The following is a 22308-nucleotide window of genomic DNA, read 5'->3' on the forward strand; positions in this document are numbered from 1 at the left end:
TGCATGGTGGTGAACGTGTCAGGATACAGAATCTGCAGGGCGTGATTAGTTGGTATAACAGTAAAAGATAATCGGAGGTAAGAGTTAAACTCTCGTTAACTTGTGAATCCACTTATAACTTCGGAATCTTAAAAATATCGGAATCCCCTTAAATATCTGATCAGACTGTAAACAGATAACTACTGCAGCAATTGGCCATCTCCACCAAAAAGCAGTGGCTAAAGACAGTGGAAGTACAATGCCCCATGTACTAATCATATTTACATAAAGAGAGAACTTTGTATCTCCAGCGCCACGAATGATTCCCGAGCCAACGGGCATCTGGTATGCCATACCAACCATGATTACCGCCATAATGATAATAAGCTGCTCTGCAAGCTGAGAAGCGGTTGGACTTAAGGTATATTGTGCTAAAAGAAAGTCTTTTGTAAAGTAAAGAATAGCAGCAAGAATTATTCCAACACCTACATCAAGTACAGAGAGCGTTCTTGCTGCGGCTTTTACCTCATCTAAATCTCCCCTGCCAACTGCTTTTCCCATCATGACAGAAGAAGCGGAAGACATAGCAAGCACAACAACTTTCATATATTGATAAAATGTACTTGCAACAGAATTTGCAGCTATCGCATCGGAACTTAAATGCCCGAGAATTGCGGTCTGCATCGGTACGGAAATCGCCCACAACATTCCAGATATAAAAACCGGAACAGCAACCTTCACATAATCTGAACGTAATAATCTATCAATGTGAAATACTGCTCTATCTGAAAATAACTTCAACTTTTTATCTATTTTTGCTACATAAATAAGTACAATAAGGAACTCTAAACATCTCGATAGCATCGTGCCAATTGCTGCCCCACGAATTCCCAACTTTGGAAAGCCAAATCGTCCGTAGATTAAAATATAGTTAATACTTACATTGACTACTAAAGAAACACACGATATTACAAACGCGATCCGTACCGTTTCAACACTGCGAAGTGCAGAAAGAAGTACCTGTGTTACAAGATACAAAAGAAATGTATACTTTATAATCTGTAAATAACTTCCTGCCTCAGATAAAATTGCCACATCGGACGTAAAAAAGCCTAACATTGCTTCTGGAAACAGCGAGCATAAAATAATCAAAAAGATTCCCAAGCCTAGTGCGATCTTCAAGACCATTCCCGTAATCTGCCGGATTGGCTCCATTCGTTTTTGTCCCCAATATTGTGAGGAAATAACAACCAGCCCATCACCGATCACAACCGCTGCCTGTTGGATAAGGAAAAATATCTGATTCACCAAAGCTGCACCAGAAAGAGCATTCTGACTGTAAGCCCCAAGCATGATGTTATCTGCCATATTCACACTGTAAGAAATAAGATTCTGCAACGAAATAATAATAAGTAATGGAAATAATGCCGCATAAAAATTTTTATCGTGAGAAAAAAATGTTTTTTTCATTTATAATAAAATAGCCTTTCTGTAGATTTCGAAAACCATTATACCAGTTTATAAGAAAAGGAAAAAGAGAAATTTGTGTCAGCCAGAAACAGTATGATACAGGAGTTGAAGTAATAGTATACTTTGCATAATCTTTTTTGTGCAATATATTCATTTTTTTACATAAAAAGTATCGATTATGATACAATAATGACATAAAATAAGATATAATATAAAATATATCATAAAAAGGAGTGTAAAAAATGAAAAAAACATGGAAAAAATGGGTTGCACTAGGAATGACTTTTAGTATGATGGCGGGTATTGCTGGTTGTGGTAACAGTAAACATGCTGGTTCAGAAAATACAACGGAAGCTGCGAAAAAACAGGAGGCAGCTGCGCCAATCAAAATCGCAACAAAACCGATGACAGAACAGTTTATTTTAGGCGAAATGTTAAAATTAGTTATTGAAGATACTACGGATTATTCTGTGGAACTTACAAAAGGAATCGGAGGCGGTACAAATAATATTATGCCGGCTATGGAATCCGGTGACTTTGATTTATATCCGGAATATACTTCTTCTGGATATATCATGGTATTAAAACATGATTCCGATGGCATAAGTGATGAAGATATGTGGAAACAGCTTCAGAAAGAGTATAAGGATAAATATGATATGTCCTGGATTGGTCAGTATGGTTTTAACAATACGTATGCGCTTATTATAAGAGAAGAAGCTGCGAAAAAGTATAACCTGACAAAAACATCTCAACTGGCAGATGTTTCAGATGAGCTGGTTTTTGGTGGTAATTCTGATTATATTGAAAGAAAAGATGGATTCCATCTTCTTTGTGATACCTATGGATTAAAATTTAAAGATGTAAAAGATATTGATATTGGTCTTAAATATGAAACATTGAAAAAGGGAGATATTGATGTTTCAAATGGTTTTACAACAGATGCACAGTTAAGTAATGATAATGTTCGTGTTCTAGAAGATGACAAGCATTTGCAGGTAAATTATTTTTGTTCTAATGTTGTAAGAAATGATACATTAAAATCACATCCTGGATTAGAAGAAGCGATTATGAAATTAGATAATTCGATTACTGACAAAGAAATGGCTTCTCTAAATTACAAAGTAGAAGTGGAAGGTAAAGAAGATGTACAGGTAGCGAAAGATTACCTTACAGAAAAAGGAATTATTAAATAATAATCTCAGACAGCGATAGAAGAATAAAAGGATCGACATAATGGAACTATTAAAAGAAATTTTGCAAATTTATATGGAACGCAGAGAATGGTTTCTGGAATTATTTGGACAACATCTCAAAATTGCGGGAATTGCTATAGTACTAGCTGGTATTATGGGCTTACTTCTTGGCATATTTATTGCGGAGAAAGAATTTATGGCTCCGGTTATTTTAACACTGGCAAATATTTTCTATACGATTCCATCTATCTCTTTATTAGGAATTTTAATACCTTTTACCGGAATCGGAGATAAAACAGCGATCATTGCTTTGACTCTATATGGATTGATGCCAATGATTCGAAATACATACACCGGTATTTGTGGAGTCAGTCAGGAAATTATACAGGCTGCCAGAGGGATGGGGAGTACAGATATCCAGATTTTGTGTAGAATTAAACTTCCCTTAGCGCTCGGTGTTATTCTGGCCGGTGTCCGAAACATGGTGGTTATGACATTGTCAGTAACAGCGATTGCGGCATTTATTGGTGCCGGAGGATTAGGCGTTGCCATTTACAGAGGAATTACAATCTATAATCCAGCGCTTACTTTTGCCGGAAGTGTATTGATCGCCCTTCTTGCACTGATTGCAGATTTATTGCTTGGAATACTTGAAAATTATGTAAAGAAGAGAGGTGTGTCGCAGTGATACGAATGGAAGATGTATCGTATAGTTACGGAAAAAAAGAAGTACTGCATCACTTTAATCTTCATGTAAAAGAAGGAGAATTTCTTACAGTAATCGGCTGTTCCGGCTGTGGGAAGACAACGATGCTAAAGTTGATCAATGCGCTTCTTCTTCCTTCTTTGGGAACTGTTTATGTGCAGGGGCATGATATTACCAAAACAGATCATATAGCTTTGCGCAGAAGCATTGGTTATGCGATTCAGAATAAGGGACTTTTTCCACATATGACAGTAGAAGATAATATCGCTTATGTTTTAACTATTAGTGGACAGAAAAATAAAAAGCAAAACCAAAAGCGTGTTTTAGAACTTTTAAATTTGGTAGGACTTGAAGAATCTCTTTTAAAACGTCGTCCATCGGAACTGTCCGGTGGACAGCAGCAGCGTGTAGGTATTGCAAGAGCTTTGGCTGCAAAACCTAAAATTATGCTGATGGATGAACCTTTTGGAGCTTTAGATGAAATTACCCGGAAAATGATGCAGAAAGAACTGCTGGCACTTCATAAAAAGTTAGGTTTGACTGTCGTTTTTATTACACATGATATCAGAGAGGCAATGAAACTGGGTGATCGTGTGCTTGTCATGAATCAGGGAAGAGCTGTACAGTTAGATAGACCGGAAGTGATTCTTTCCCATCCGGCAAATGCCTTTGTACAGGAATTGATTAGTGACTAGCGACATTCTTGCTATCTATAGATGTAGTCATTTCATATCTGATGATATAACATTTGTTACTTCTTTTTTGTACCGCAGAATAGTAAAATAAATTCAAGAATGCCATGGTATTCTTGAATTTATTTTATGGATAGATTTACATCATGTATAAATTGATTTTAGGGAGTAAATGAGGTGAAATATTATGGAACATACGAAATTAACGGAATTATTACATCAAGTGGCTTCCGGTGATATCAGTGTAGAAAAGGCTGCATTAGAGTTGAAGACAGAGCCGTTTGAAGATCTTGGTTTTGCAAAACTTGATCATCACAGAAAGATTCGTCAGGGAGCGGCAGAGGTAATTTATGGTGCCGGAAAAACTCCGGAACAGATACGAAAGATTACAGAAGCTTTTCGAAAAAAAAGCGATAATGCCGTATTGATTACAAGAATGAGCCAGGAAGCGGCAGATCTTGTGGGCGCAAGTCTTCCGTTGCATTATAATGCACTTAGTAAAACTGGTATTGTAGGAGAACTTCCGAAGAAAGACGGAAATGGAAAAATAGTCATTGCAACGGGTGGGACAAGCGATTTGCCTGTAGCGGAAGAGGCTGCCTTAACTGCTGAAATTCTTGGGAATGAAGTTGTAAGAATTTATGATGTTGGTGTTGCAGGTATTCATCGTCTGTTAGCCTATTCCGAAGATTTAATGAGTGCCCAGGTTATCGTTGTTATTGCCGGAATGGAAGGCGCTCTTGCCAGTGTGGTAGGAGGACTCGCGGATTGTCCGGTTATCGCGGTACCGACCAGTGTTGGATATGGAGCTTCTTTTGGAGGTTTGTCCGCTCTTTTATCAATGCTTAACTCCTGTGCAAGCGGAGTCAGTGTTGTCAATATTGATAATGGTTTTGGTGCTGGTTATATGGCAAGTATGATTAATCATGTCTCTGTGAAAAATCCAGAAAACGTAAGAATGCAGCCACATCATTTACATGAACATTCATAAAAAACAAAGCCTACTATAAAAGATAGAAATGTAAAGGAGAGTAGTTATAATATGAAGACATTATATTTGGAATGTAATATGGGAGCTGCCGGAGATATGCTTATGGCAGCACTTACGGAATTAATGCCTGATCCGGATGCTTTTGTGCAGCAATTGAATGATTTACAGATCCCTCAGGTAAAGATTAAACGAACAACAATAGCAAAATGCGGTATTATGGGAACGCATATGGAAGTAACCGTAAATGGAGAAGAAGAAAAAAGTGTTGATGTGCCATTGCATATGCATGAACATCATCATGAAGATCATGATCATATACATGAACATCACCATGCGGGACATGATCATGTGCATGAACATCACCATGAGGAGCATGACCATGTGCATGAACATCACCACGATGGGCATGACCATGTACATGAGCACACACATGGACACAGTCATCATCATACGAGTATGAAAGATATTGAGCATATTATCGGGCATCTGAATGTACCAGAAAAGGTAAAAGAGGATGCGATTGCCGTATATAAATTAATTGCAGATGCAGAGAGCCATGCTCATGGATGTCCGGTGGAGGAAATACATTTTCATGAAGTTGGAGCCATGGATGCAGTAGCAGATATTGTCGGGGTTTGTCTTGCAGTTTATAAACTTGCTCCGGAACAGATCATAGCTTCTCCTGTTCATGTTGGTTATGGTCAGATTCACTGTGCTCATGGTATTCTTCCAATCCCGGCACCTGCAACAGCACATATTCTGCAGGGAATTCCTATTTATGGTGGAAGAATTGAAGGAGAGCTTTGCACACCGACCGGAGCAGCTCTTTTAAAACATTTTGCTCAATCTTTTGGTCAGATGCCAATGATGTCTGTAGAAAAGACAGGTTATGGTATGGGAATGAAAGACTTTACTGATGCAAACTGCCTTCGTGCGATTATCGGAGAAAGTATAGAAGAACAAGAGTATACAGGGTGTCATGGTGAACCACAGGAAATGGATTCCATTATAGAACTTTGTTGTAATCTTGATGATATGACTCCGGAAAAGATTGGATTTGTCACAGAACTTTTGATGAAAGAAGGAGCTTTTGATGTTTATACGACAAATATTCAGATGAAGAAAAACCGTCCGGCAATCATGCTTACCTGTATGTGTGCCAAAGAAGACAGAGAGAAGTTTCTTACGCTTATTTTAAAACATACAACCACACTGGGGGTTCGTGAATATAACTGTAAACGCTATGGACTGAAAAGAGAAATCAAAGAAATAGAAACTATATATGGAACGGTTCATGTCAAAGCTGCTTCCGGATACGGTATTGTAAAGGAAAAACCAGAATATGAAGATATGGCAAGAATCGCGAAAGAAAAGAACATTTCATTGTCAGAAGTAGAAAAAGAAATCTACAAAAAATTGAGTGAAAATAAAGCAAGGTAATACAAAAATAATTTAAAAAAAGTAAAAATGAACTACTTTAGTAGTATAAAGTTCTATAAAAGTAGTATTTAAAATGGTAAAAAGATTCACTTGTAATGTTTTTAGAAACAAGGTATAGTTTGTTTATCAAAAGTAAGGGCGCTGTTGATGAAAAGCAGTGCTCTTTTTATTTCTTTTTCTATAAAAAGAGACTTATAGCATAATATCGGATAATTGCAAAGATGCAGATGATTTAGTTTATAAATTATCTGCATTTTTATATCCACAGCAGCAAAGGAGGACAAATACTATGATGAAAAAGATGTTAACAAAATTATCAGCAATTATATTAAGTGGTCTAATGGCAGCAACAATATTAACTGGATGCGGATCGAAATCAGGAGATTCTGCAAAAAAAGAAGTAAATGTAATTTGTTGGTCAGAATATCTTCCGGATGATGTTATTTCTTCATTTGAAGAAGAGAAGGGAATCACAGTAAATATGACAACCTATACTTCTCCAGATGATATGCTTGCAAAAGTACAAAGTTCAAAGGCAGGTACATACGATTTGATTATTGCTCCGGAAAACTATGCTCCTATTTTTAGTAAACAGAATTTACTTGAAAAACTTGATCGAGATAAAATTCCTAATTATACAAATATTGATTCTAAATATTTAGGAAGAGAAAATGATCCAGATAACACATATTCTTTCCCATATATGTTTGCCAGTGCAGTGATTGCAGTAAATACCGATGTAATTAAAGATAAGATTGAAAGTTATGCTGATTTACTAAATAGTAAATACAAGGATAAAATAGTTATCATTGAAGATTCCAGAGCAGTATACAGTATGGCTGCGATGGCAGAGGGCTGCGATGCTAATGACACGAGTGATAAAACATTAAAAGCAGTAGAAAGTTATCTGACAAAATTATTGCCAAATATTCATGCATTTGATGGTGACAGTCCGAAAACATTAATGATCAATGGAGAATGTCCAATCGGATTGATTTATGGCGCAGAAGCCCTGCTTGCGCAGAAAGAAGTTTCATCAATTAAATGCTATTATCCAAAAGAAGGTGTTTATCTGGGTTCTGATTCTTTAATGATCACAGCAGATGCACAAAATAAAGATAATGCTTATGAACTGATGAATTATATTATGGATGGTGATGTCAGTGCAAAGATTTCAGAAGAATTTCCATATATTAATCCAAATAAGGCAGCTCTTGAAAAACTGGGAACGGAATATAGTGAAAATCCTTTAACAAATCCTGCAGATGATGTAATTAATCGTGCATGTACATTAACAGATATAGGAGATAATATTTCTAAGATTGTTGATTTATGGACGAAGATTAAGGGATAGGACATATAAAAACAAATAGGAACAAGAGGTAGATGCAGATGACAGAAAAAGAAGTTATAGTACGATTGGCAGATATAAATAAATCATATGGAGACAATCATGTTGTACGTAATTTAAATATTGATATTTATAAAGGTGAATTTTTAACCCTTCTTGGTTCTTCAGGATGTGGAAAAACAACAACATTACGTATGATTGCAGGATTTGAAATCCCCACATCCGGAAAAATATATGTCGAGGGAAATGATGTCAGAAATCAGGAACCTTATGAAAGAAAAGTAAATACAGTATTTCAAAATTATGCTTTATTTCCACATATGACCATTTACGATAATGTAGCATTTGGACTTACTATGAAAAAGCTTCCTAAAGATCAAATAAAAAAGAAAGTTATTGATATGCTTGAATTAGTTCAGCTTTCCGGGTTTGAAACCCGGAAGCCGGACCAGCTATCCGGAGGACAGAAGCAGAGAGTAGCAATAGCAAGAGCATTAATTAACGAACCGAAAGTACTTCTTTTAGATGAACCGCTAGGAGCGCTTGATTTAAAATTACGAAGGCAGATGCAGTTTGAATTAAAACGGCTTCAGAAAAAATTAGGAATTACTTTTATATATGTCACGCATGATCAGGAAGAAGCACTTACGATGAGTGATCGTATTGCCATTATGCATAAAGGAAATCTAGAACAGTTGTCTGTTCCAAAAGATATTTATGAGCATCCGGCAACAGAATTTGTAGCAGATTTTATTGGAGAATCTAATTTATTCTATGGAATGGTAACAAAACAGAAAAATCAAATTCTGAATATTAATCTTGAAAATGGAACAATTTTGGCAAAATCAAAACAGGTAAAAGAAAACGAAATAGTATATGTTTCAGTGCGTCCAGAGAATATCAGGATATCCTTTGAACCAGTAGAAGGCTTTTCTTTATCTGGAAAAGTAATAGAACACGTTTTTGTGGGACAAGTAACGAAAACTATTATTTCGTTGTCAAATGGAAACCAGATAAAAATGAATACATTTTCCAATGATAAAATGATTGCAGAAAATTCAAAAGTGTATCTTTATTGGGAACCGGAAGATGCAGTAGTTATCAAATCTCGAAGTGATGAAGTATTTAATGTGATTGAAAACATGAGTTTTTCACAGGGAGACTAAAGAGGTGATGATACTATGAAAAAAAGAGAACATAAAAGCTTGAGTGCTGTTTTGGCAAAATATTGTATGATAGGACCAATCACATTATGGATGTATTTATTAGTAGCTATTCCTTTCCTTTATATTATTGCAATTAGTTTTATGCATAAAGGAACGTATGGAGGAGTTGTTGCAGGTTTTACATTGCAAAATTATAAAGATATTTTAAATCCATTGTATTTACAGACCTTTGCAAAATCAATTGGTATGTCTATCATTGTCACCTTGATCTGTCTTATTATTGCATATCCTTTTACTTATTTTGTATCTCAGAAAACAGAGATTCAGAAAACAATTTTTATGAGTATGATTATGATTCCATTTTGTGTCAGCATGATCATACGATTATTTTCATGGGTAAATATTCTTAGAACAGACGGTGTAATAAATAATTTTTTTAGTACATTTGGTATTGGACCATTTAAATTGGTATATAACCAGACAGGAGCATTAATAGGACTCATTTATATGTTATTACCTTTCATGATTCTCCCATTATACAGTTCTATTGAAAAATTGGATGCTTCTCTATTAGAAGCAGCGCAAGATCTTGGTGCTAAGCCGGTTATTTCTTTTTTAAAAGTAACACTTCCTCTTACAAAACCAGGAATTTTTGCAGGATGTGTTATGGTGTTTATTCCATCTATGGGACTGTACTTTATTACAGATTTAATGGGCGGAAGTAAAACACTTGTTATTGGAAATCTTATAAAAAATCAGTTTATTACAGCAAGAAACTGGCCTTTAGGAGCAGCAATGTCGGTTATATTAATGCTCATTACGTTGCTTATGCTACAAATGTATCGGAAGGCGGGCGGAAGTATGGATGACCTTAGCGGAATGTAAAGGGAGGCAGGAAGATGAAGAGAGATAAAAAGAAAAAGAGAATGAATACCTTCCAAAATATATGTATTGCTTTAGTGTTTATATTTTTATATATACCGATTTTCGTAGTAATACTATTTTCGTTTAATACATCAAAAATGAACATTGTATTTGAAGGTTTTACATTTCAGTGGTATGGTAGTTTTTTTCAGAACAGAACGTTAATGGAGTCATTTTATAATTCATTGATTATTGCGGCAGCATCTACTGTTATTTCAACCATTATTGGGACTATAGGTGCAGTTGGACTTGGGAAGTATGAATTTAAAGGGAAAAAACTTGTAGATATGCTTTTATATGTACCAATTGTTATACCGGAAATTGTACTTGGTGTTGCAATGCTTTCTATTTATACATTATTACAGGTGCCACTTGGATTGACTACAATGACGATTGCACATATTACATTCTGCATTCCGTTTGTTGTGATATCTGTTAGGGCAAGATTGTCTGGGTTTGATGGTAATCTAGAAGAAGCGGCCATGGACCTTGGGGCAAATCGTTTCAAGACGTTTATGAAAATTACGCTCCCTTTAATTATGCCGGGAGTGATATCAGGAGCAACTCTTGCATTATCTCTTTCATTAGATGATGTAATTATTAGTTTTTTTTGCAGTGGTCCCGGAAGTACAACGCTTCCATTAAAGATTCTCGAGATGGTTAAACATGGCGTATCGCCGGAGGTAAATGCGCTTTCAACGATTATTACTTTTATTATTATTTTTATCATTAGTATGAATACACAGTCTCAGATTAAAAAAATGAAAAAAGCAGCCTAGTTCATTGAAATACTGCTATTGGAGGTAAAGCAAAATGAAAGAAATATCCATTATTATTAAACCAGAAAAAATAGAGCAGATTAAAGAGATTGCGGATAAACATCATTGTGGAGGTATGACTATTTCTACTGTAATGGGATGTGGAACACAATTAGGATATGCAGACGGAGGCAGTGTTGTCAAAGGAATGCATACAAGCATTAATCTTCTTCCGAAAATCCGGGTAGATGTTGTTGTAAAAAATGCAGCAGTAAATGAGATTATTTTGGATATCTGTGACAAAATACCTACGGGAAATGTGGGAGATGGTAAAATTTTTGTTCGTGATATTGAAGATGCTATTCGTATCAGAACAGGTGAGAGAGGGGAAGGAGTGTTGTAGGTGAAAGCAGATTATTGTTTAAAAAGTTCAGCAGTATTTACAGGAATCGAGGAAAAAACAAAAGAGGCATGCATATTGATTAAAAAGAACCGCATTATAGATGTGGTTCCTTTTGAAATGAAGGATAAATTTATAGATGAAAATACTATTGTTTTAGATTATAAAAATAAGTTGATCATGCCTGGATTTGTAGATGCGCATACTCATTTTTTCTCAGGAGCATTATCAGCAAGTGAGCATGTATGCGAGGATATTGTAAATTCAGTTTCTGAAGAAGAATGCGTAAAAATGCTCCTTCAATATGCAAAGGCTCATCCAAAAGAAAAACGAATTCGAGGAAGAGGATGGTTTATTACAAACTGGGGCGATGCTCCACTTCCAACAAAGAAAAGTCTTGATAAAGCCTTTCCAGATATTCCAGTATATCTGCAGGCAGCGGATTGCCATAGTTACTGGTGTAATTCTAAAGCATTAGAGGAGTGCAGGATTACAAAAGATATGGAGGTGAGTAGTGGGTATATAGGAAAACTTGAAAATGGAGAGCTCAGTGGGATGCTGGTAGAATTAGAGGCGCTACAACCAGCTGATAAAATGTACCGATCTTTTACAAAAGAAGAACAAAAAGATATCTATATAAATTTTATTAAGAAGACGGCGGCGAATGGTATTACAAGTTTAAGCGAGATGATGCCAGCAGATTATAATGAAGAAAATTATGTACGTTATACTATTATAAAAGAGCTTGAAAAAGAAAAAAATTTTAATATAAGACTCCATATTTTTCCTAAACTTTATGATTGTGAAAATTATGATATGGCATTAAAATTACAAAAAGAATTTGATTCCGATTATATGAGGATTTCCGGAGTAAAAGGATTTATTGATGGGGTAACAGAAACATATACAGGATTACTTCTTGAACCTTATACAGATAATCCAGATACGAGAGGGATTGGAGTACCTGTAAAATCACAGAGAGAACTAAACCGTTCTGTGATTAAGGCAAATGCAGCCGGTTTGCCGGTAAGAATTCACTGTATCGCAGATGGTTCTGTAAGGATGGCATTAGATGCATTTGAAGAATCAGCAAAAGTTAATAAAAATAATTTAGCAAATACAATCGAGCATATTGAAAATATTGATCCTGTGGATATTCATCGTTTTAAAGAATTAAAAGTAATTCCATCGATGCAGCCGATACATTTAATTTTAGATGCACATGGAAAGATTAATCGAATAGGAAAGAAACGAATACAATATGAATGGCCGGTAAAAACACTTTTAGATGATTGTCATGAAATGGCATTTGGTACAGATTATCCCGTAGTTGAAATTAATCCGTTTGAAAATATATATGCAGCAGTAACAAGAAAAAATAAGGATGGAAGTCCAGCAAGTTACAATCCATGGGAAAAAGTCAGTATGGCAGAAGCTTTAAAAGCATATACTTATGGAGCAGCAAAAGCATATAGCAGAGAAAATGAATTGGGAAGTCTGGAAAAAGGAAAATTGGCAGATGTTATTGTAATAGACAGAAATTTGTTCGAAGTTTCAGAGAAAGAGATTTTAGAAGCTAAGGTAGATATGACGATGCTTGGTGGAAAAATCATATATGAACATTAAATTATTTTGAAGAATATACAGCCAATATTTCTAAATTGTAAAATAATATTTTGGTTGAAATCATGTCCAAAAAGAGATAAAGTATATTTGTAATGATAAAATATTTCATTTTAAATTTAAATTTAGAAAGGGATTATGAACATGGAAAAATCAAAAGTATATTTTACTGACTTTAGGGCAAAGTTAGGAGAGGGACTTCCAATGAAGTTAAAAAGACTTCTGAAAAAGGCTGGAATCTCCGAAATTGACATGGAAAATAAATTTGTAGCTATTAAAATGCATTTTGGAGAACTTGGTAACATAAGTTTTTTACGTCCTAATTATGCCAAAGCGGTTGCTGATGTAGTAAAAGAATTAGGTGGAAAGCCATTTTTAACAGATTGTAATACGTTATATCCGGGAAGCCGTAAGAACGCATTAGAGCATTTGCAGTGTGCCTGGGAGAATGGCTTTACAGCAATGACGGTTGGATGCCCTATTTTAATTGCAGACGGTTTAAAAGGAACAGATGATATTGAGGTACCTGTTGAGGGTGGCGAATACATAGAAAAAGCGAAGATTGGACGAGCAATCATGGATGCAGACATTTTTATTAGTTTAAGTCACTTTAAAGGACATGAAACAACCGGATTTGGTGGAGCGATTAAAAATATCGGTATGGGCTGTGGCTCTCGTGCAGGAAAAAAGGAACAGCATACGAATGGTCAGCCAACGATTCATGAAGAATTATGTCGTGGATGTCGTCGCTGTATGAGAGAATGTGCGAATAATGGTCTTGTATTTGATGAAGAGACAAAGAAGATGCACATTGATGGAACGAATTGTGTAGGATGTGGAAGATGCATCGGCGCATGTAACTTTGATGCGATTGAATTTGAAAATTGGGCGGCAACAAAAGATTTAAATTGCAGAATGGCAGAATACACAAAAGCAGTAATTGATGGAAGACCGAATTTCCATATTTCACTTGTTGTTGATGTATCCCCAAACTGTGACTGCCATGCGGAAAATGATGCACCGATTCTTCCAAATATCGGAATGTTTGCATCTTTTGATCCATTAGCATTGGATCAGGCATGTGTAGATGCCTGCTTAAAGATGCAGCCGCTTCCAAACAGTCAGCTGTTTGAAAATATGCACAAGGAAGGGTTCTGTGATCATCATGATCATTTTGAAAATACTACACCTGAGTCTGAATACAAAACCTGTCTGGAACATGCAGAAAAGATTCATCTCGGAAGCAGAAATTATGAGCTAATTGTAATGAAGTAGCATTTTTGTCTTGCATTTTTGTTAAGATAAGCGTATTATAAATACAATTGAACAAAAGGGGAGCTTGTATTACAGGCTGAGAGGAAGGTATGACCTTCGACCCATTAACCTGATTTGGATAATGCCAACGTAGGGAAGCATATATATTTTTGTATATTTTTACGGGAAGTTACCGAATCGGTTACTTCTCGTTTTTTTATGTTACAGGAGGTGAAGGCATGGTAAAAATTAACGGACAGGACTGTGATAAGGCAGGGATTTCAGTTGCAGAGTATCTTGCAGCGGAGAATTATAATGTAAATCATATTGTTGTGGAGTACAATCTTACGATCATTCCAAAAGAACAGTATGGTCAGACCATTCTTAAAGATGGAGACGAAGTCGAAATCGTCAGTTTTATGGGTGGTGGATGTTAATAATTTTTATGAATTATTAAAAAAGAGATGAAATTATACAGAATCAATTTATTAATGCAGGTTGGTTTAGAAGAGTCACAAACCAGTTTAGAAAGAAGGGCGTTTTATTATGCAGAAAGAAGATAAGTTAATCATTGGCGGTCATGAATTTGAATCTCGTTTTATTCTCGGTTCTGGGAAGTATTCTATGAAACTGATCGAAGCAGCGGTAAGAGATGCCGGAGCACAGATTATTACGTTAGCAGTTCGAAGAGCGAATACAAAAGAACATGAAAATATTTTAGATTATATTCCAAAGGATGTTACACTGTTACCAAATACTTCCGGAGCAAGAAATGCACAGGAAGCAGTGCGGATCGCACGATTAGCAAGAGAACTTGGCTGTGGAAATTTTGTAAAAGTAGAGATTATGCGTGATAGTAAGTATCTGCTTCCGGATAATCAGGAAACAATTAAAGCTACAGAACTTCTTGCAAAAGAAGGATTTGTTGTTATGCCATATATGTATCCGGATTTAAATGCTGCCAGAGATCTTGTGAATGCAGGAGCAGCCTGCGTTATGCCATTAGCATCTCCAATTGGTTCTAATAAAGGTTTAGCTACGAAAGAGTTTATCCAGATTTTAATTGATGAGATTGATCTTCCGATTATCGTAGATGCAGGAATCGGTAAGCCTTCACAGGCATGTGAGGCAATGGAGATGGGTGCAGCAGCAATTATGGCAAATACTGCGTTGGCAACTGCCGGTGATCTTCCGATGATGGCTGCAGCTTTTCGTCAGGCAATCGAAGCAGGAAGAAAGGCATATTTATCCGGTTTGGGACGTGTACTTACAAGAGGAGCAGCTGCATCAGACCCACTGACAGGATTTTTACATTAAAAGCGTTGCTGGAAAAGAGGTATTATAATGGAAAACCAGTTTTTAATCGATTCAGAATACTTATCGAAAGAAGCTCTAGAGAAGAAACATCGCCTGGAAACAGACCCTTCCTCAAGAAAGAATCATATGGAATATATGGAAGGAATGGAACAGATCAAATCAGATGTCATGGATAAAGTGATGAGTCAGATGCATTCTTATGATTACGAAAAGTATACAGCAAAAGATGTAAAAGCAGCGTTAGAACATGAAACCTGTTCTATTGAAGATTTTAAAGCATTATTATCTCCGGCTGCCGCACCATTTTTAGAGCAGATGGCACAGAAAGCAAAGATAGAAACAAGCAAACATTTTGGAAATACGGTATATCTTTTTACTCCGCTTTATATAGCAAACTATTGCGAGAATTATTGCGTTTATTGTGGTTTTAACTGTTATAATCATATTAACCGCATGCAGCTTAATATGGAGCAGATTGCTCATGAGATGAAAGTAATCGCTGATTCCGGTATGGAAGAGATTTTGATACTTACAGGAGAGAGCAGGGCAAAAAGTGATGTCAAATATATTGGAGAAGCATGTAAGCTTGCCAGCAAGTATTTTCGTATGGTCGGTCTCGAAATTTATCCGGTAAATACAGATGAATATCGTTATCTGCATGAATGTGGCGCAGATTATGTTACAGTTTTTCAGGAAACCTATGATTCCGATAAATACGAGACGTTACATTTGATGGGACATAAGAGGGTATGGCCATATCGTTTTGAAGCACAGGAAAGAGCTCTTATGGGAGGAATGCGAGGTGCTGGATTTTCAGCTCTTCTTGGCTTATCCGATTTTCGAAAAGATGCTCTGGCAAGTGCATTGCATGTTTATTATCTACAAAGAAAGTACCCACAGGCAGAACTCTCCCTTTCTTGTCCAAGACTTCGTCCAATCATCAATAATGACAAGATCAATCCTTTAGATGTAGGAGAAAAACAACTTTGTCAGGTTTTATGCGCTTATCGTATTTTCCTTCCATTTGTCGGAATTACGGTTTCTTCCAGAGAAAGTGAAACATTTCGAAATGGTATTGTAAAGATTGCGGCAACAAAAGTATCCGCCGGAGTTTCTACAGGAATCGGTGACCACGAAAGTAAATATACCGGAAAGGAGGAGGACGGCGAGCAGGGCGATGAACAGTTTGAGATCAATGATGAACGAAGTTTTAAGAAAATGTACGAAGATATTTCAGAAGAAGGTCTGCAGCCGGTCTTAAACGATTACCTTTATGTCTGATCTTATATGTATCACAAACAGGAAACTTTGTAGCAATAACTTTTTAGACCAGATAGAAATGATTGCCAGTGCGCATCCAAAAGCTATTGTATTAAGAGAGAAAGATCTTTCTGAGAAAGAATATGAGCAATTAGCCAGACAGGTAATGCAAATTTGTCAGAAGCATGGAACACAGTGTGTCCTCCATAGTTTTTCTAATGTAGCAAGTGCACTTGGGGCAGTGGCAGTGCATATGCCATTACCATTACTTCAAAAAATGACACCGCAAGAAAAATCACATTTTCAAATAATTGGAGCTTCTTGTCATTCTTTAGAAGAAGCAAAGGAAGCACAGGATTTAGGGTGTACCTATATTACTGCCGGACACATTTTCCTCACTGACTGTAAAAAAGGATTACCGGGAAGAGGACTTTCTTTTTTAGAAGAAATCTGCAAAGCGGTTAGAATTCCGGTATATGCAATTGGAGGAATCTCTTCACAGAACATTGAGTCCGTCAGGAAGACAGGGGCAGCGGGAGCATGTATAATGAGTGGTTTCATGCGATGTAAGACTGTGGAAGAAATCATGTAAATGCTATTACTTTTAAAACTTTATATACTCCTAAGGATTAAGAATTGCATTTTTCGACAGAAAATGTTAAGATAAATGCGGTAAAATATTAATTTTTCTATTATTTATGCAGGTATACAGCAGATAAATTGCATAATCAGAGCATAATTTTTATAATTTATAATAAAGAAGGCAATTTCACTAATCTACACTTATATGTATATGTTTATAAGTAAAGGTATAAAACAATCTGTAAATAATATAGTAAACAGCAAGATAATAGAAAATCATTAGGAGGTAATATGAGTAGAATGACGAACAATATGTCAGAAGAACTATTCAAAGTGGATGGAAAGACATCAGTTGGTGAAACCCTTCCGCTTGCCCTGCAACATGTGGTGGCCATGATTGTAGGATGTGTTACACCGGCAATTATTGTAGCTGGTGTAGGTGGATTATCCGAACAGGATTCGGTTATCTTAATTCAGGCAGCCCTGACAATGTCAGCAATCACAACACTTATTCAGGTAGTCCCACTACTTAGAACAGGTAAAGTTTCGATTGGTTCCGGGCTTCCGGTTATTATGGGTATCAGTTTTGCCTATGTGCCAACAATGCAGGCAATTGCAGGAACCTTTGATATTGCAACCATTTTAGGAGCGCAGATTGTCGGAGGTATCGTAGCGGTTATCGTTGGTATTTTTATCAAACAAATTCGTAAGTTTTTTCCACCATTAATTACTGGTACAGTTGTATTTGCTATTGGACTTTCGTTATATCCGACAGCAATTAATTACATGGCTGGTGGAGCAAGTAATGAAAGCTATGGTTCCTGGCAGAACTGGCTTGTAGCCATTATTACACTCTGTATCGTAACGGTACTCAATCATTATGGAAAAGGAATCTGGAAACTGGCATCCATATTAATTGGAATTATTGCAGGATATATCATTTCATTATTCTTTGGAATGGTTGATTTTTCTGCCGTAGTAAATGCATCCTGGTTTGCGTTACCAAAACCAATGCATTTTGGTATTACGTTTGAACCTTCTTCTTGTGTAGCAATTGGAGTATTATTTGCAATCAACTCTATTCAGGCAATCGGAGACTTTTCTGCGACAACGACAGGAGGGCTTGACCGTATGCCTACAGATGAAGAATTAAGCGGTGGTATCGTAGGCTATGGTTTAAGCAATATTTTCTGTGCGGTATTTGGTGGTCTTCCAACAGCTACATACAGTCAGAATGTAGGTATCGTAGGTTCCACAAAAGTTGTTGCAAAAAGAGTATTTGAAACTTCTGCAATTATTATCCTTATCGCAGGATTAATTCCGAAGTTTTCTTCAGTACTGACAACAATCCCATACTGCGTACTCGGTGGAGCAACCGTTTCTGTATTTGCATCAATTGCAATGACAGGAATTAAGTTAATTACTACAGCTCCGATGGACTTTAGAAATACAACGGTAGTTGGTTTATCAATTGCCCTTGGAATGGGTGTGACACAGGCTAATGCGGCACTGGCAACCTTCCCGGAATGGGTAACAACAATCTTTGGAAAGTCCCCGGTAGTATTAGCAACAATCACCGCAGTATTTTTAAATCTGGTATTACCAAAATCAGAACAATCCTGATTTGTAGATTTCGTATAGACGAAAAAAGAAAAAATGATATATCCCATCTGCTCTGTAGTCGCTGTATTTAAGATGCTCGTCCGCATCTTAAATACGCTCCGAAGCCGCATCTGGGATATATCATTTTTTCTTTTTTCTGGCTATCTAAATCTACAGTTGGCGAGAATGGGGATTTTTCAGAAGGTTATGGATTCTCTGGGAATTAAAGTCTAAAGGATTGACGTATTCTTCTGGAGTTTTCCATTCGAATAGAAATTGTAGACTTTTGGAGAATCCCCTCGTTTTTTGAGGAAAAATGGAGCGTTTGGCGCAACGGAACAAAATCAAACTTATAAAAATTTTCTTTTCTTTAGATACCTTAATGCAATTCAGCAACATAGAACAATTTAAATGTCAGTCCTTTAGAAATTAATTTCCCGGAATGTCATAAGCTTCTGGTGTAGTCCATGTTATTAAACTGTAGATTTAGAATAGTCAGAAAAAAGAAACAAATAATACATCCCAGATGCGGCTTGGGAGCGTATTTAAGATGCGGGTGAGCATCTTAAATACAGCGACTACAGAGCAGATGGGATGTATTATTTGTTTCTTTTTTCGTCTATTACCAAATCTACAAATCAGGATTTAATTATTTATTTCTCCTAAGTATCTGTAAATTGTTGCCTGTGAACAGGAGAATCTTTTTGCGACAAAAGGTATGGAGCCTTTTAATTGAAATAAACCTTGTTCATGAAGCTTTATCATAATCTCTTTTCGCTCATTCTGGTTTAAACGATCTACCGGAGTGTTAAGATTGGTAGTTGCATCATTGAAAATCTGTTCTCGTAGAGCTGCAACGTCTATTGCAAAGTTTTCCGTAATACTGCTGGATAAATCTTTTATATTATCCGTACTATTTGAAAGTCCCGAAGATATATTTTTAACAAAATTCCCAGGATGAATCAGTGAGAATAACTTCTCATGCAGTTCCATATATCGGCTGTCATCGAAGTTAATACATAAAAGACCAATCGGATTCCCGTTAGAGTCTTTGATGAACATACTGGAAGAACGGAGAATATGTCCATTTTCCGCAACACCTTTATAATTGGCAACAAAATCATTCTCCTCATATACTTTGGAGGAAAGCATCTGAAATACAGCACTTGTAAGGGGACTGCCAATAGTCCTTCCGCTGATATGACCATTTTCGATTGCAATTACAGAATGATTCTTATTGGATAGGTCCTGAAGAACAACTTCATAATCCGGGCCTAATACGCTGCCTAAAAACTTTACAGTGGTTTTATAGGAATAAAGTAAATCTAACATAACGGTTCCTTTCACCCTAACATCTTTATAGTGGAGTTGATAATTATTTACCAATCAGAAAAATTATTATTGTGATAAAAATTTCTATAAATAAAATACCATAAAATGTGATAAAAATACAGTTTTTTTGAGAAAACAATGGATTGACTTTCCTAATTTTCCTCGATATAGTTATGTAAGAATGGAAAAATGGAGGAAGAATGATGGCAAAAAAGAAAATTTACGCCGTAAGAAAAGGAAATAAAACAGGATTATTTTATTCATGGGATGAATGTAAAAAAGCAGTGCATGGCTATTCTGGAGCAGAATATAAGGGATTTTTAACGAAGGAAGAAGCAGAAGATTTTTTAAATATTGGAGCTGTTAAGACAGCTACTGGTAAAAATTTTTCAACAGCAGCAACAAGGATAGATTCTAGTCCATTGACAACCTCAACATCTAACCGGCTTGTTGTTTATGTAGACGGAAGTTTCGACGTAAATCTTCAAAAATATTCTTTTGGCTGTGTTATTTTACTGGAAGATGGAAGAATCCTCGAGCGATACGGAAATGGTGAGGAGCCAGAACTTCTGGCTATTCGTAATGTGGCCGGAGAAATGTATGGAGCAATGTATGCAGTACAGTGGGCATTTGAAAATGGTTATTCTTCCATTGTTCTTCATTATGATTATGAGGGAATTGAAAAATGGGCAACGGGTGTATGGAGTGCGAAGAATCCACATACGAAGAAATATGCTGCATTTATGAGAAATATGCAGGAGAAGATGGAAGTTATATTCCAGAAAGTAAGAGCACACTCCGGAGATTATTATAATGAACAGGTTGATCAGCTTGCAAAGAAAGCTTTAATAAACGGAAATGGAATACCAGCTATCGATAAAATAAAATAATAGGATTCACATAAAAACGCAACTCATTTGTATTTTCTTCTTGACTTTTCTCTTGAAAATGTCTAGAATATGAAATTGCAATCGACTTGCGTTTTTTGAGATTATAAGGAAAAATAGAATTACAAAGTGATAATACTATAGAAAAGCTAGTTAAAGGACAGGAAGGGAAAGCAATTTATGAAACGGTTATTTAAAAAGAGAAGAACGTTATCTGCAAGTTCTTTGTTACTGATGAGTCTTTTTCTGTGTCTTTTTTTATCGGTAGGTTGTTCTGTGATAAAAAATAACGCAGCAGAGACTCCGAATATTTTTGTCAATGAAAAAAAAGATAGCAATGCAGAAGAAGATGTTATGGAGAAGGTTTCTAGTAATAAGATTTCAATTGTCTGTACTACTTTTCCACAATATGACTGGGTGAAAAACATTATCGGAAATCAAGAGAAGCGTTTTGATATAACATTATTACTGGATAATGGTGTGGATATGCATAGTTATCAGCCTACGATACGTGATATTGCAATTGCCGGTTCCGGAGATCTTTTTATTTATGTCGGAGGAGAATCCGATGCATGGGTTAGGGATGCTTTAAAAGAAGCGAAGAATAAAGATTTAAAAGCAATTAATCTTATGGATGTTTTGGGCAATTCTGTAAAGGAAGAGGAAGTTGTAGAAGGAATGCAGGAAGAAAAGGGCTTTTTAGGACATTCTCATAAAGAAGGGGAAGAAACAGATGATGTGGAAGAAGAACCAGAATATGATGAGCATATTTGGCTTTCTATCCGGAATGCAGAAATCCTTGTTAAAAATATTGCGCAGGAAATAGCAAATATTGATGTCCAAAATGCAGAAATTTATGAGAAAAACGCGGACTCCTATATTAAAAAGCTTGCTCACTTGGATAAACAATACGCAGCTACGATAAAAAACGGAAAGTATAAAGCAATTTTATTTGGAGACCGTTTCCCATTTCGCTATCTTGCGGATGATTATCAACTAAAGTATTATGCGGCGTTTGCTGGCTGTAGTGCAGAGACAATGGCAGGATTTGAAACGGTAACATTTCTTGCTCAAAAGGTAGATACGTTGCATTTGCCAGTCATATTAACAATAGAGAATTCGGATGGCCGGATTGCGGAATCAATCAAAGCGAATACAGCAAAGAAAGATCAGAGTATGCTGGTAATGAATTCTTTGCAATCCGTTACAAACGAACAGCTTTTAGATGGAATCACATATTTGAAAGTAATGCGTGAGAACTTATCTGTTTTATCAAAGGCATTAAATTAAATAAAGAAGTATTCTTTAATTGAAAAAGGCAGATTGAAATGTTGTAAATATTGTATCAAAATATTGCTATTAAAAAATAGAAAAGCAA

The 22308-nt window shown here is 36.0% G+C and carries 21 protein-coding genes and 1 riboswitch; of the genes, 19 read left to right on the top strand and 2 right to left on the bottom strand.

Annotated elements, in window-relative coordinates; all coding sequences use genetic code 11:
* Positions 1–84 precede the first annotated feature (84 nt).
* Positions 85–1449, bottom strand: coding sequence for an MATE family efflux transporter (locus EHLA_RS06680; protein ID WP_096239910.1), 1365 nt, complete (start codon positions 1447–1449; stop codon positions 85–87).
* 242 nt (positions 1450–1691) lie between these two features.
* Here EHLA_RS06680 and EHLA_RS06685 point away from each other — a divergent pair, with 242 nt between their 5' ends.
* The 17 genes from EHLA_RS06685 (at position 1692) to EHLA_RS06765 (ending at position 18732) form a co-directional block, all read left to right on the top strand.
* Entirely contained in the window at positions 1692–2645 is a 954-nt protein-coding gene (locus EHLA_RS06685) for a glycine betaine ABC transporter substrate-binding protein (protein WP_096239912.1), read from the top strand.
* 40 nt (positions 2646–2685) lie between these two features.
* Positions 2686–3333, top strand: coding sequence for an ABC transporter permease (locus tag EHLA_RS06690; RefSeq protein WP_096239914.1), 648 nt, complete (start codon positions 2686–2688; stop codon positions 3331–3333).
* 5 nt (positions 3334–3338) lie between these two features.
* Complete coding sequence (locus EHLA_RS06695; RefSeq protein WP_096241577.1) at positions 3339–4046, top strand: ABC transporter ATP-binding protein; 708 nt, start codon at positions 3339–3341, stop codon at positions 4044–4046.
* Between the two features lie 184 nt (positions 4047–4230).
* Complete coding sequence (gene larB, locus EHLA_RS06700; RefSeq protein ID WP_096239916.1) at positions 4231–5034, top strand: nickel pincer cofactor biosynthesis protein LarB; 804 nt, start codon at positions 4231–4233, stop codon at positions 5032–5034.
* Between the two features lie 51 nt (positions 5035–5085).
* Entirely contained in the window at positions 5086–6474 is a 1389-nt protein-coding gene (larC, locus tag EHLA_RS06705) for a nickel pincer cofactor biosynthesis protein LarC (RefSeq protein WP_096239918.1), read from the top strand.
* A gap of 289 nt (positions 6475–6763) precedes the next feature.
* Positions 6764–7828: an ABC transporter substrate-binding protein gene (locus tag EHLA_RS06710; RefSeq protein ID WP_096239920.1), complete on the top strand. Its 1065-nt coding sequence runs from the start codon at positions 6764–6766 to the stop codon at positions 7826–7828.
* Positions 7829–7866: 38 nt separating this feature from the next.
* Positions 7867–8991, top strand: coding sequence for an ABC transporter ATP-binding protein (locus tag EHLA_RS06715; RefSeq protein ID WP_096239922.1), 1125 nt, complete (start codon positions 7867–7869; stop codon positions 8989–8991).
* A gap of 15 nt (positions 8992–9006) precedes the next feature.
* Positions 9007–9876 carry an ABC transporter permease gene (locus EHLA_RS06720; RefSeq protein ID WP_096239924.1) on the top strand — a complete coding sequence of 290 codons (870 nt, stop codon included), beginning with the start codon at positions 9007–9009 and terminating at the stop codon, positions 9874–9876.
* A 14-nt stretch (positions 9877–9890) separates the two neighbouring features.
* Positions 9891–10694 carry an ABC transporter permease gene (locus tag EHLA_RS06725; RefSeq protein WP_096239925.1) on the top strand — a complete coding sequence of 268 codons (804 nt, stop codon included), beginning with the start codon at positions 9891–9893 and terminating at the stop codon, positions 10692–10694.
* 34 nt (positions 10695–10728) lie between these two features.
* On the top strand, positions 10729–11076 hold the full coding sequence (locus EHLA_RS06730) for a P-II family nitrogen regulator (protein WP_096239927.1): 348 nt from the start codon (positions 10729–10731) through the stop codon (positions 11074–11076).
* Positions 11077–12699, top strand: a complete 1623-nt coding sequence (locus EHLA_RS06735) for an amidohydrolase (protein WP_096239929.1) — start codon at positions 11077–11079, stop codon at positions 12697–12699. It begins immediately after the preceding gene.
* Between the two features lie 141 nt (positions 12700–12840).
* Positions 12841–13971, top strand: coding sequence for a DUF362 domain-containing protein (locus EHLA_RS06740; RefSeq protein WP_096241578.1), 1131 nt, complete (start codon positions 12841–12843; stop codon positions 13969–13971).
* Between the two features lie 46 nt (positions 13972–14017).
* Positions 14018–14124, top strand: a riboswitch (TPP riboswitch).
* 65 nt (positions 14125–14189) lie between these two features.
* Positions 14190–14387, top strand: a complete 198-nt coding sequence (thiS, locus tag EHLA_RS06745; protein WP_096239931.1) for a sulfur carrier protein ThiS — start codon at positions 14190–14192, stop codon at positions 14385–14387.
* Between the two features lie 109 nt (positions 14388–14496).
* On the top strand, positions 14497–15267 hold the full coding sequence (locus tag EHLA_RS06750; RefSeq protein ID WP_096239932.1) for a thiazole synthase: 771 nt from the start codon (positions 14497–14499) through the stop codon (positions 15265–15267).
* Positions 15268–15294: 27 nt separating this feature from the next.
* Entirely contained in the window at positions 15295–16548 is a 1254-nt protein-coding gene (gene thiH, locus EHLA_RS06755) for a 2-iminoacetate synthase ThiH (RefSeq protein ID WP_096239933.1), read from the top strand.
* The gene (locus tag EHLA_RS06760; RefSeq protein ID WP_096239935.1) at positions 16541–17119 is read left to right on the top strand and encodes a thiamine phosphate synthase; all 579 of its coding nucleotides are present in this window, start codon (positions 16541–16543) and stop codon (positions 17117–17119) included. Before thiH ends, EHLA_RS06760 begins: the two co-directional genes overlap by 8 nt.
* Before the next feature lie 302 nt (positions 17120–17421).
* Entirely contained in the window at positions 17422–18732 is a 1311-nt protein-coding gene (locus tag EHLA_RS06765; protein WP_416791026.1) for a uracil-xanthine permease family protein, read from the top strand.
* Positions 18733–19356: 624 nt separating this feature from the next.
* Here the strand turns inward: EHLA_RS06765 and EHLA_RS06770 are convergent.
* Positions 19357–20043 (bottom strand): helix-turn-helix transcriptional regulator, encoded by a 687-nt coding sequence (locus tag EHLA_RS06770; RefSeq protein WP_096239939.1) that lies wholly within the window; start codon positions 20041–20043, stop codon positions 19357–19359.
* A 203-nt stretch (positions 20044–20246) separates the two neighbouring features.
* Between EHLA_RS06770 and EHLA_RS06775 the strand changes: the two genes are divergently transcribed.
* The gene (locus tag EHLA_RS06775; protein ID WP_096239941.1) at positions 20247–20933 is read left to right on the top strand and encodes a viroplasmin family protein; all 687 of its coding nucleotides are present in this window, start codon (positions 20247–20249) and stop codon (positions 20931–20933) included.
* Positions 20934–21110: 177 nt separating this feature from the next.
* Positions 21111–22220 (top strand): metal ABC transporter substrate-binding protein, encoded by a 1110-nt coding sequence (locus tag EHLA_RS06780; protein ID WP_242970683.1) that lies wholly within the window; start codon positions 21111–21113, stop codon positions 22218–22220.
* The last annotated feature ends 88 nt before the right edge of the window (positions 22221–22308 follow it).

It is taken from the genome of Anaerobutyricum hallii (assembly GCF_900209925.1).
GTDB lineage: Bacteria > Bacillota > Clostridia > Lachnospirales > Lachnospiraceae > Anaerobutyricum > Anaerobutyricum soehngenii.

Excerpts from the sequence above, each read along its gene's own strand:
- EHLA_RS06725 (WP_096239925.1), top strand. The coding sequence starts at position 9,891 with ATGAAGAGAGATAAAAAGAAAAAGAGAATGAATACCTTCCAAAATATA.
- EHLA_RS06780 (WP_242970683.1), top strand. The coding sequence starts at position 21,111 with ATGAAACGGTTATTTAAAAAGAGAAGAACGTTATCTGCAAGTTCTTTG.
- EHLA_RS06740 (WP_096241578.1), top strand. The coding sequence starts at position 12,841 with ATGGAAAAATCAAAAGTATATTTTACTGACTTTAGGGCAAAGTTAGGA.
- EHLA_RS06775 (WP_096239941.1), top strand. The coding sequence starts at position 20,247 with ATGGCAAAAAAGAAAATTTACGCCGTAAGAAAAGGAAATAAAACAGGA.
- EHLA_RS06680 (WP_096239910.1), bottom strand. The coding sequence starts at position 1,449 with ATGAAAAAAACATTTTTTTCTCACGATAAAAATTTTTATGCGGCATTA.
- thiS (WP_096239931.1), top strand. The coding sequence starts at position 14,190 with ATGGTAAAAATTAACGGACAGGACTGTGATAAGGCAGGGATTTCAGTT.
- EHLA_RS06695 (WP_096241577.1), top strand. The coding sequence starts at position 3,339 with ATGGAAGATGTATCGTATAGTTACGGAAAAAAAGAAGTACTGCATCAC.
- EHLA_RS06765 (WP_416791026.1), top strand. The coding sequence starts at position 17,422 with ATGTCAGAAGAACTATTCAAAGTGGATGGAAAGACATCAGTTGGTGAA.
- EHLA_RS06760 (WP_096239935.1), top strand. The coding sequence starts at position 16,541 with ATGTCTGATCTTATATGTATCACAAACAGGAAACTTTGTAGCAATAAC.
- thiH (WP_096239933.1), top strand. The coding sequence starts at position 15,295 with ATGGAAAACCAGTTTTTAATCGATTCAGAATACTTATCGAAAGAAGCT.
- EHLA_RS06730 (WP_096239927.1), top strand. The coding sequence starts at position 10,729 with ATGAAAGAAATATCCATTATTATTAAACCAGAAAAAATAGAGCAGATT.
- larB (WP_096239916.1), top strand. The coding sequence starts at position 4,231 with ATGGAACATACGAAATTAACGGAATTATTACATCAAGTGGCTTCCGGT.
- EHLA_RS06710 (WP_096239920.1), top strand. The coding sequence starts at position 6,764 with ATGATGAAAAAGATGTTAACAAAATTATCAGCAATTATATTAAGTGGT.
- EHLA_RS06715 (WP_096239922.1), top strand. The coding sequence starts at position 7,867 with ATGACAGAAAAAGAAGTTATAGTACGATTGGCAGATATAAATAAATCA.
- EHLA_RS06750 (WP_096239932.1), top strand. The coding sequence starts at position 14,497 with ATGCAGAAAGAAGATAAGTTAATCATTGGCGGTCATGAATTTGAATCT.
- EHLA_RS06690 (WP_096239914.1), top strand. The coding sequence starts at position 2,686 with ATGGAACTATTAAAAGAAATTTTGCAAATTTATATGGAACGCAGAGAA.
- EHLA_RS06770 (WP_096239939.1), bottom strand. The coding sequence starts at position 20,043 with ATGTTAGATTTACTTTATTCCTATAAAACCACTGTAAAGTTTTTAGGC.
- larC (WP_096239918.1), top strand. The coding sequence starts at position 5,086 with ATGAAGACATTATATTTGGAATGTAATATGGGAGCTGCCGGAGATATG.
- EHLA_RS06720 (WP_096239924.1), top strand. The coding sequence starts at position 9,007 with ATGAAAAAAAGAGAACATAAAAGCTTGAGTGCTGTTTTGGCAAAATAT.
- EHLA_RS06685 (WP_096239912.1), top strand. The coding sequence starts at position 1,692 with ATGAAAAAAACATGGAAAAAATGGGTTGCACTAGGAATGACTTTTAGT.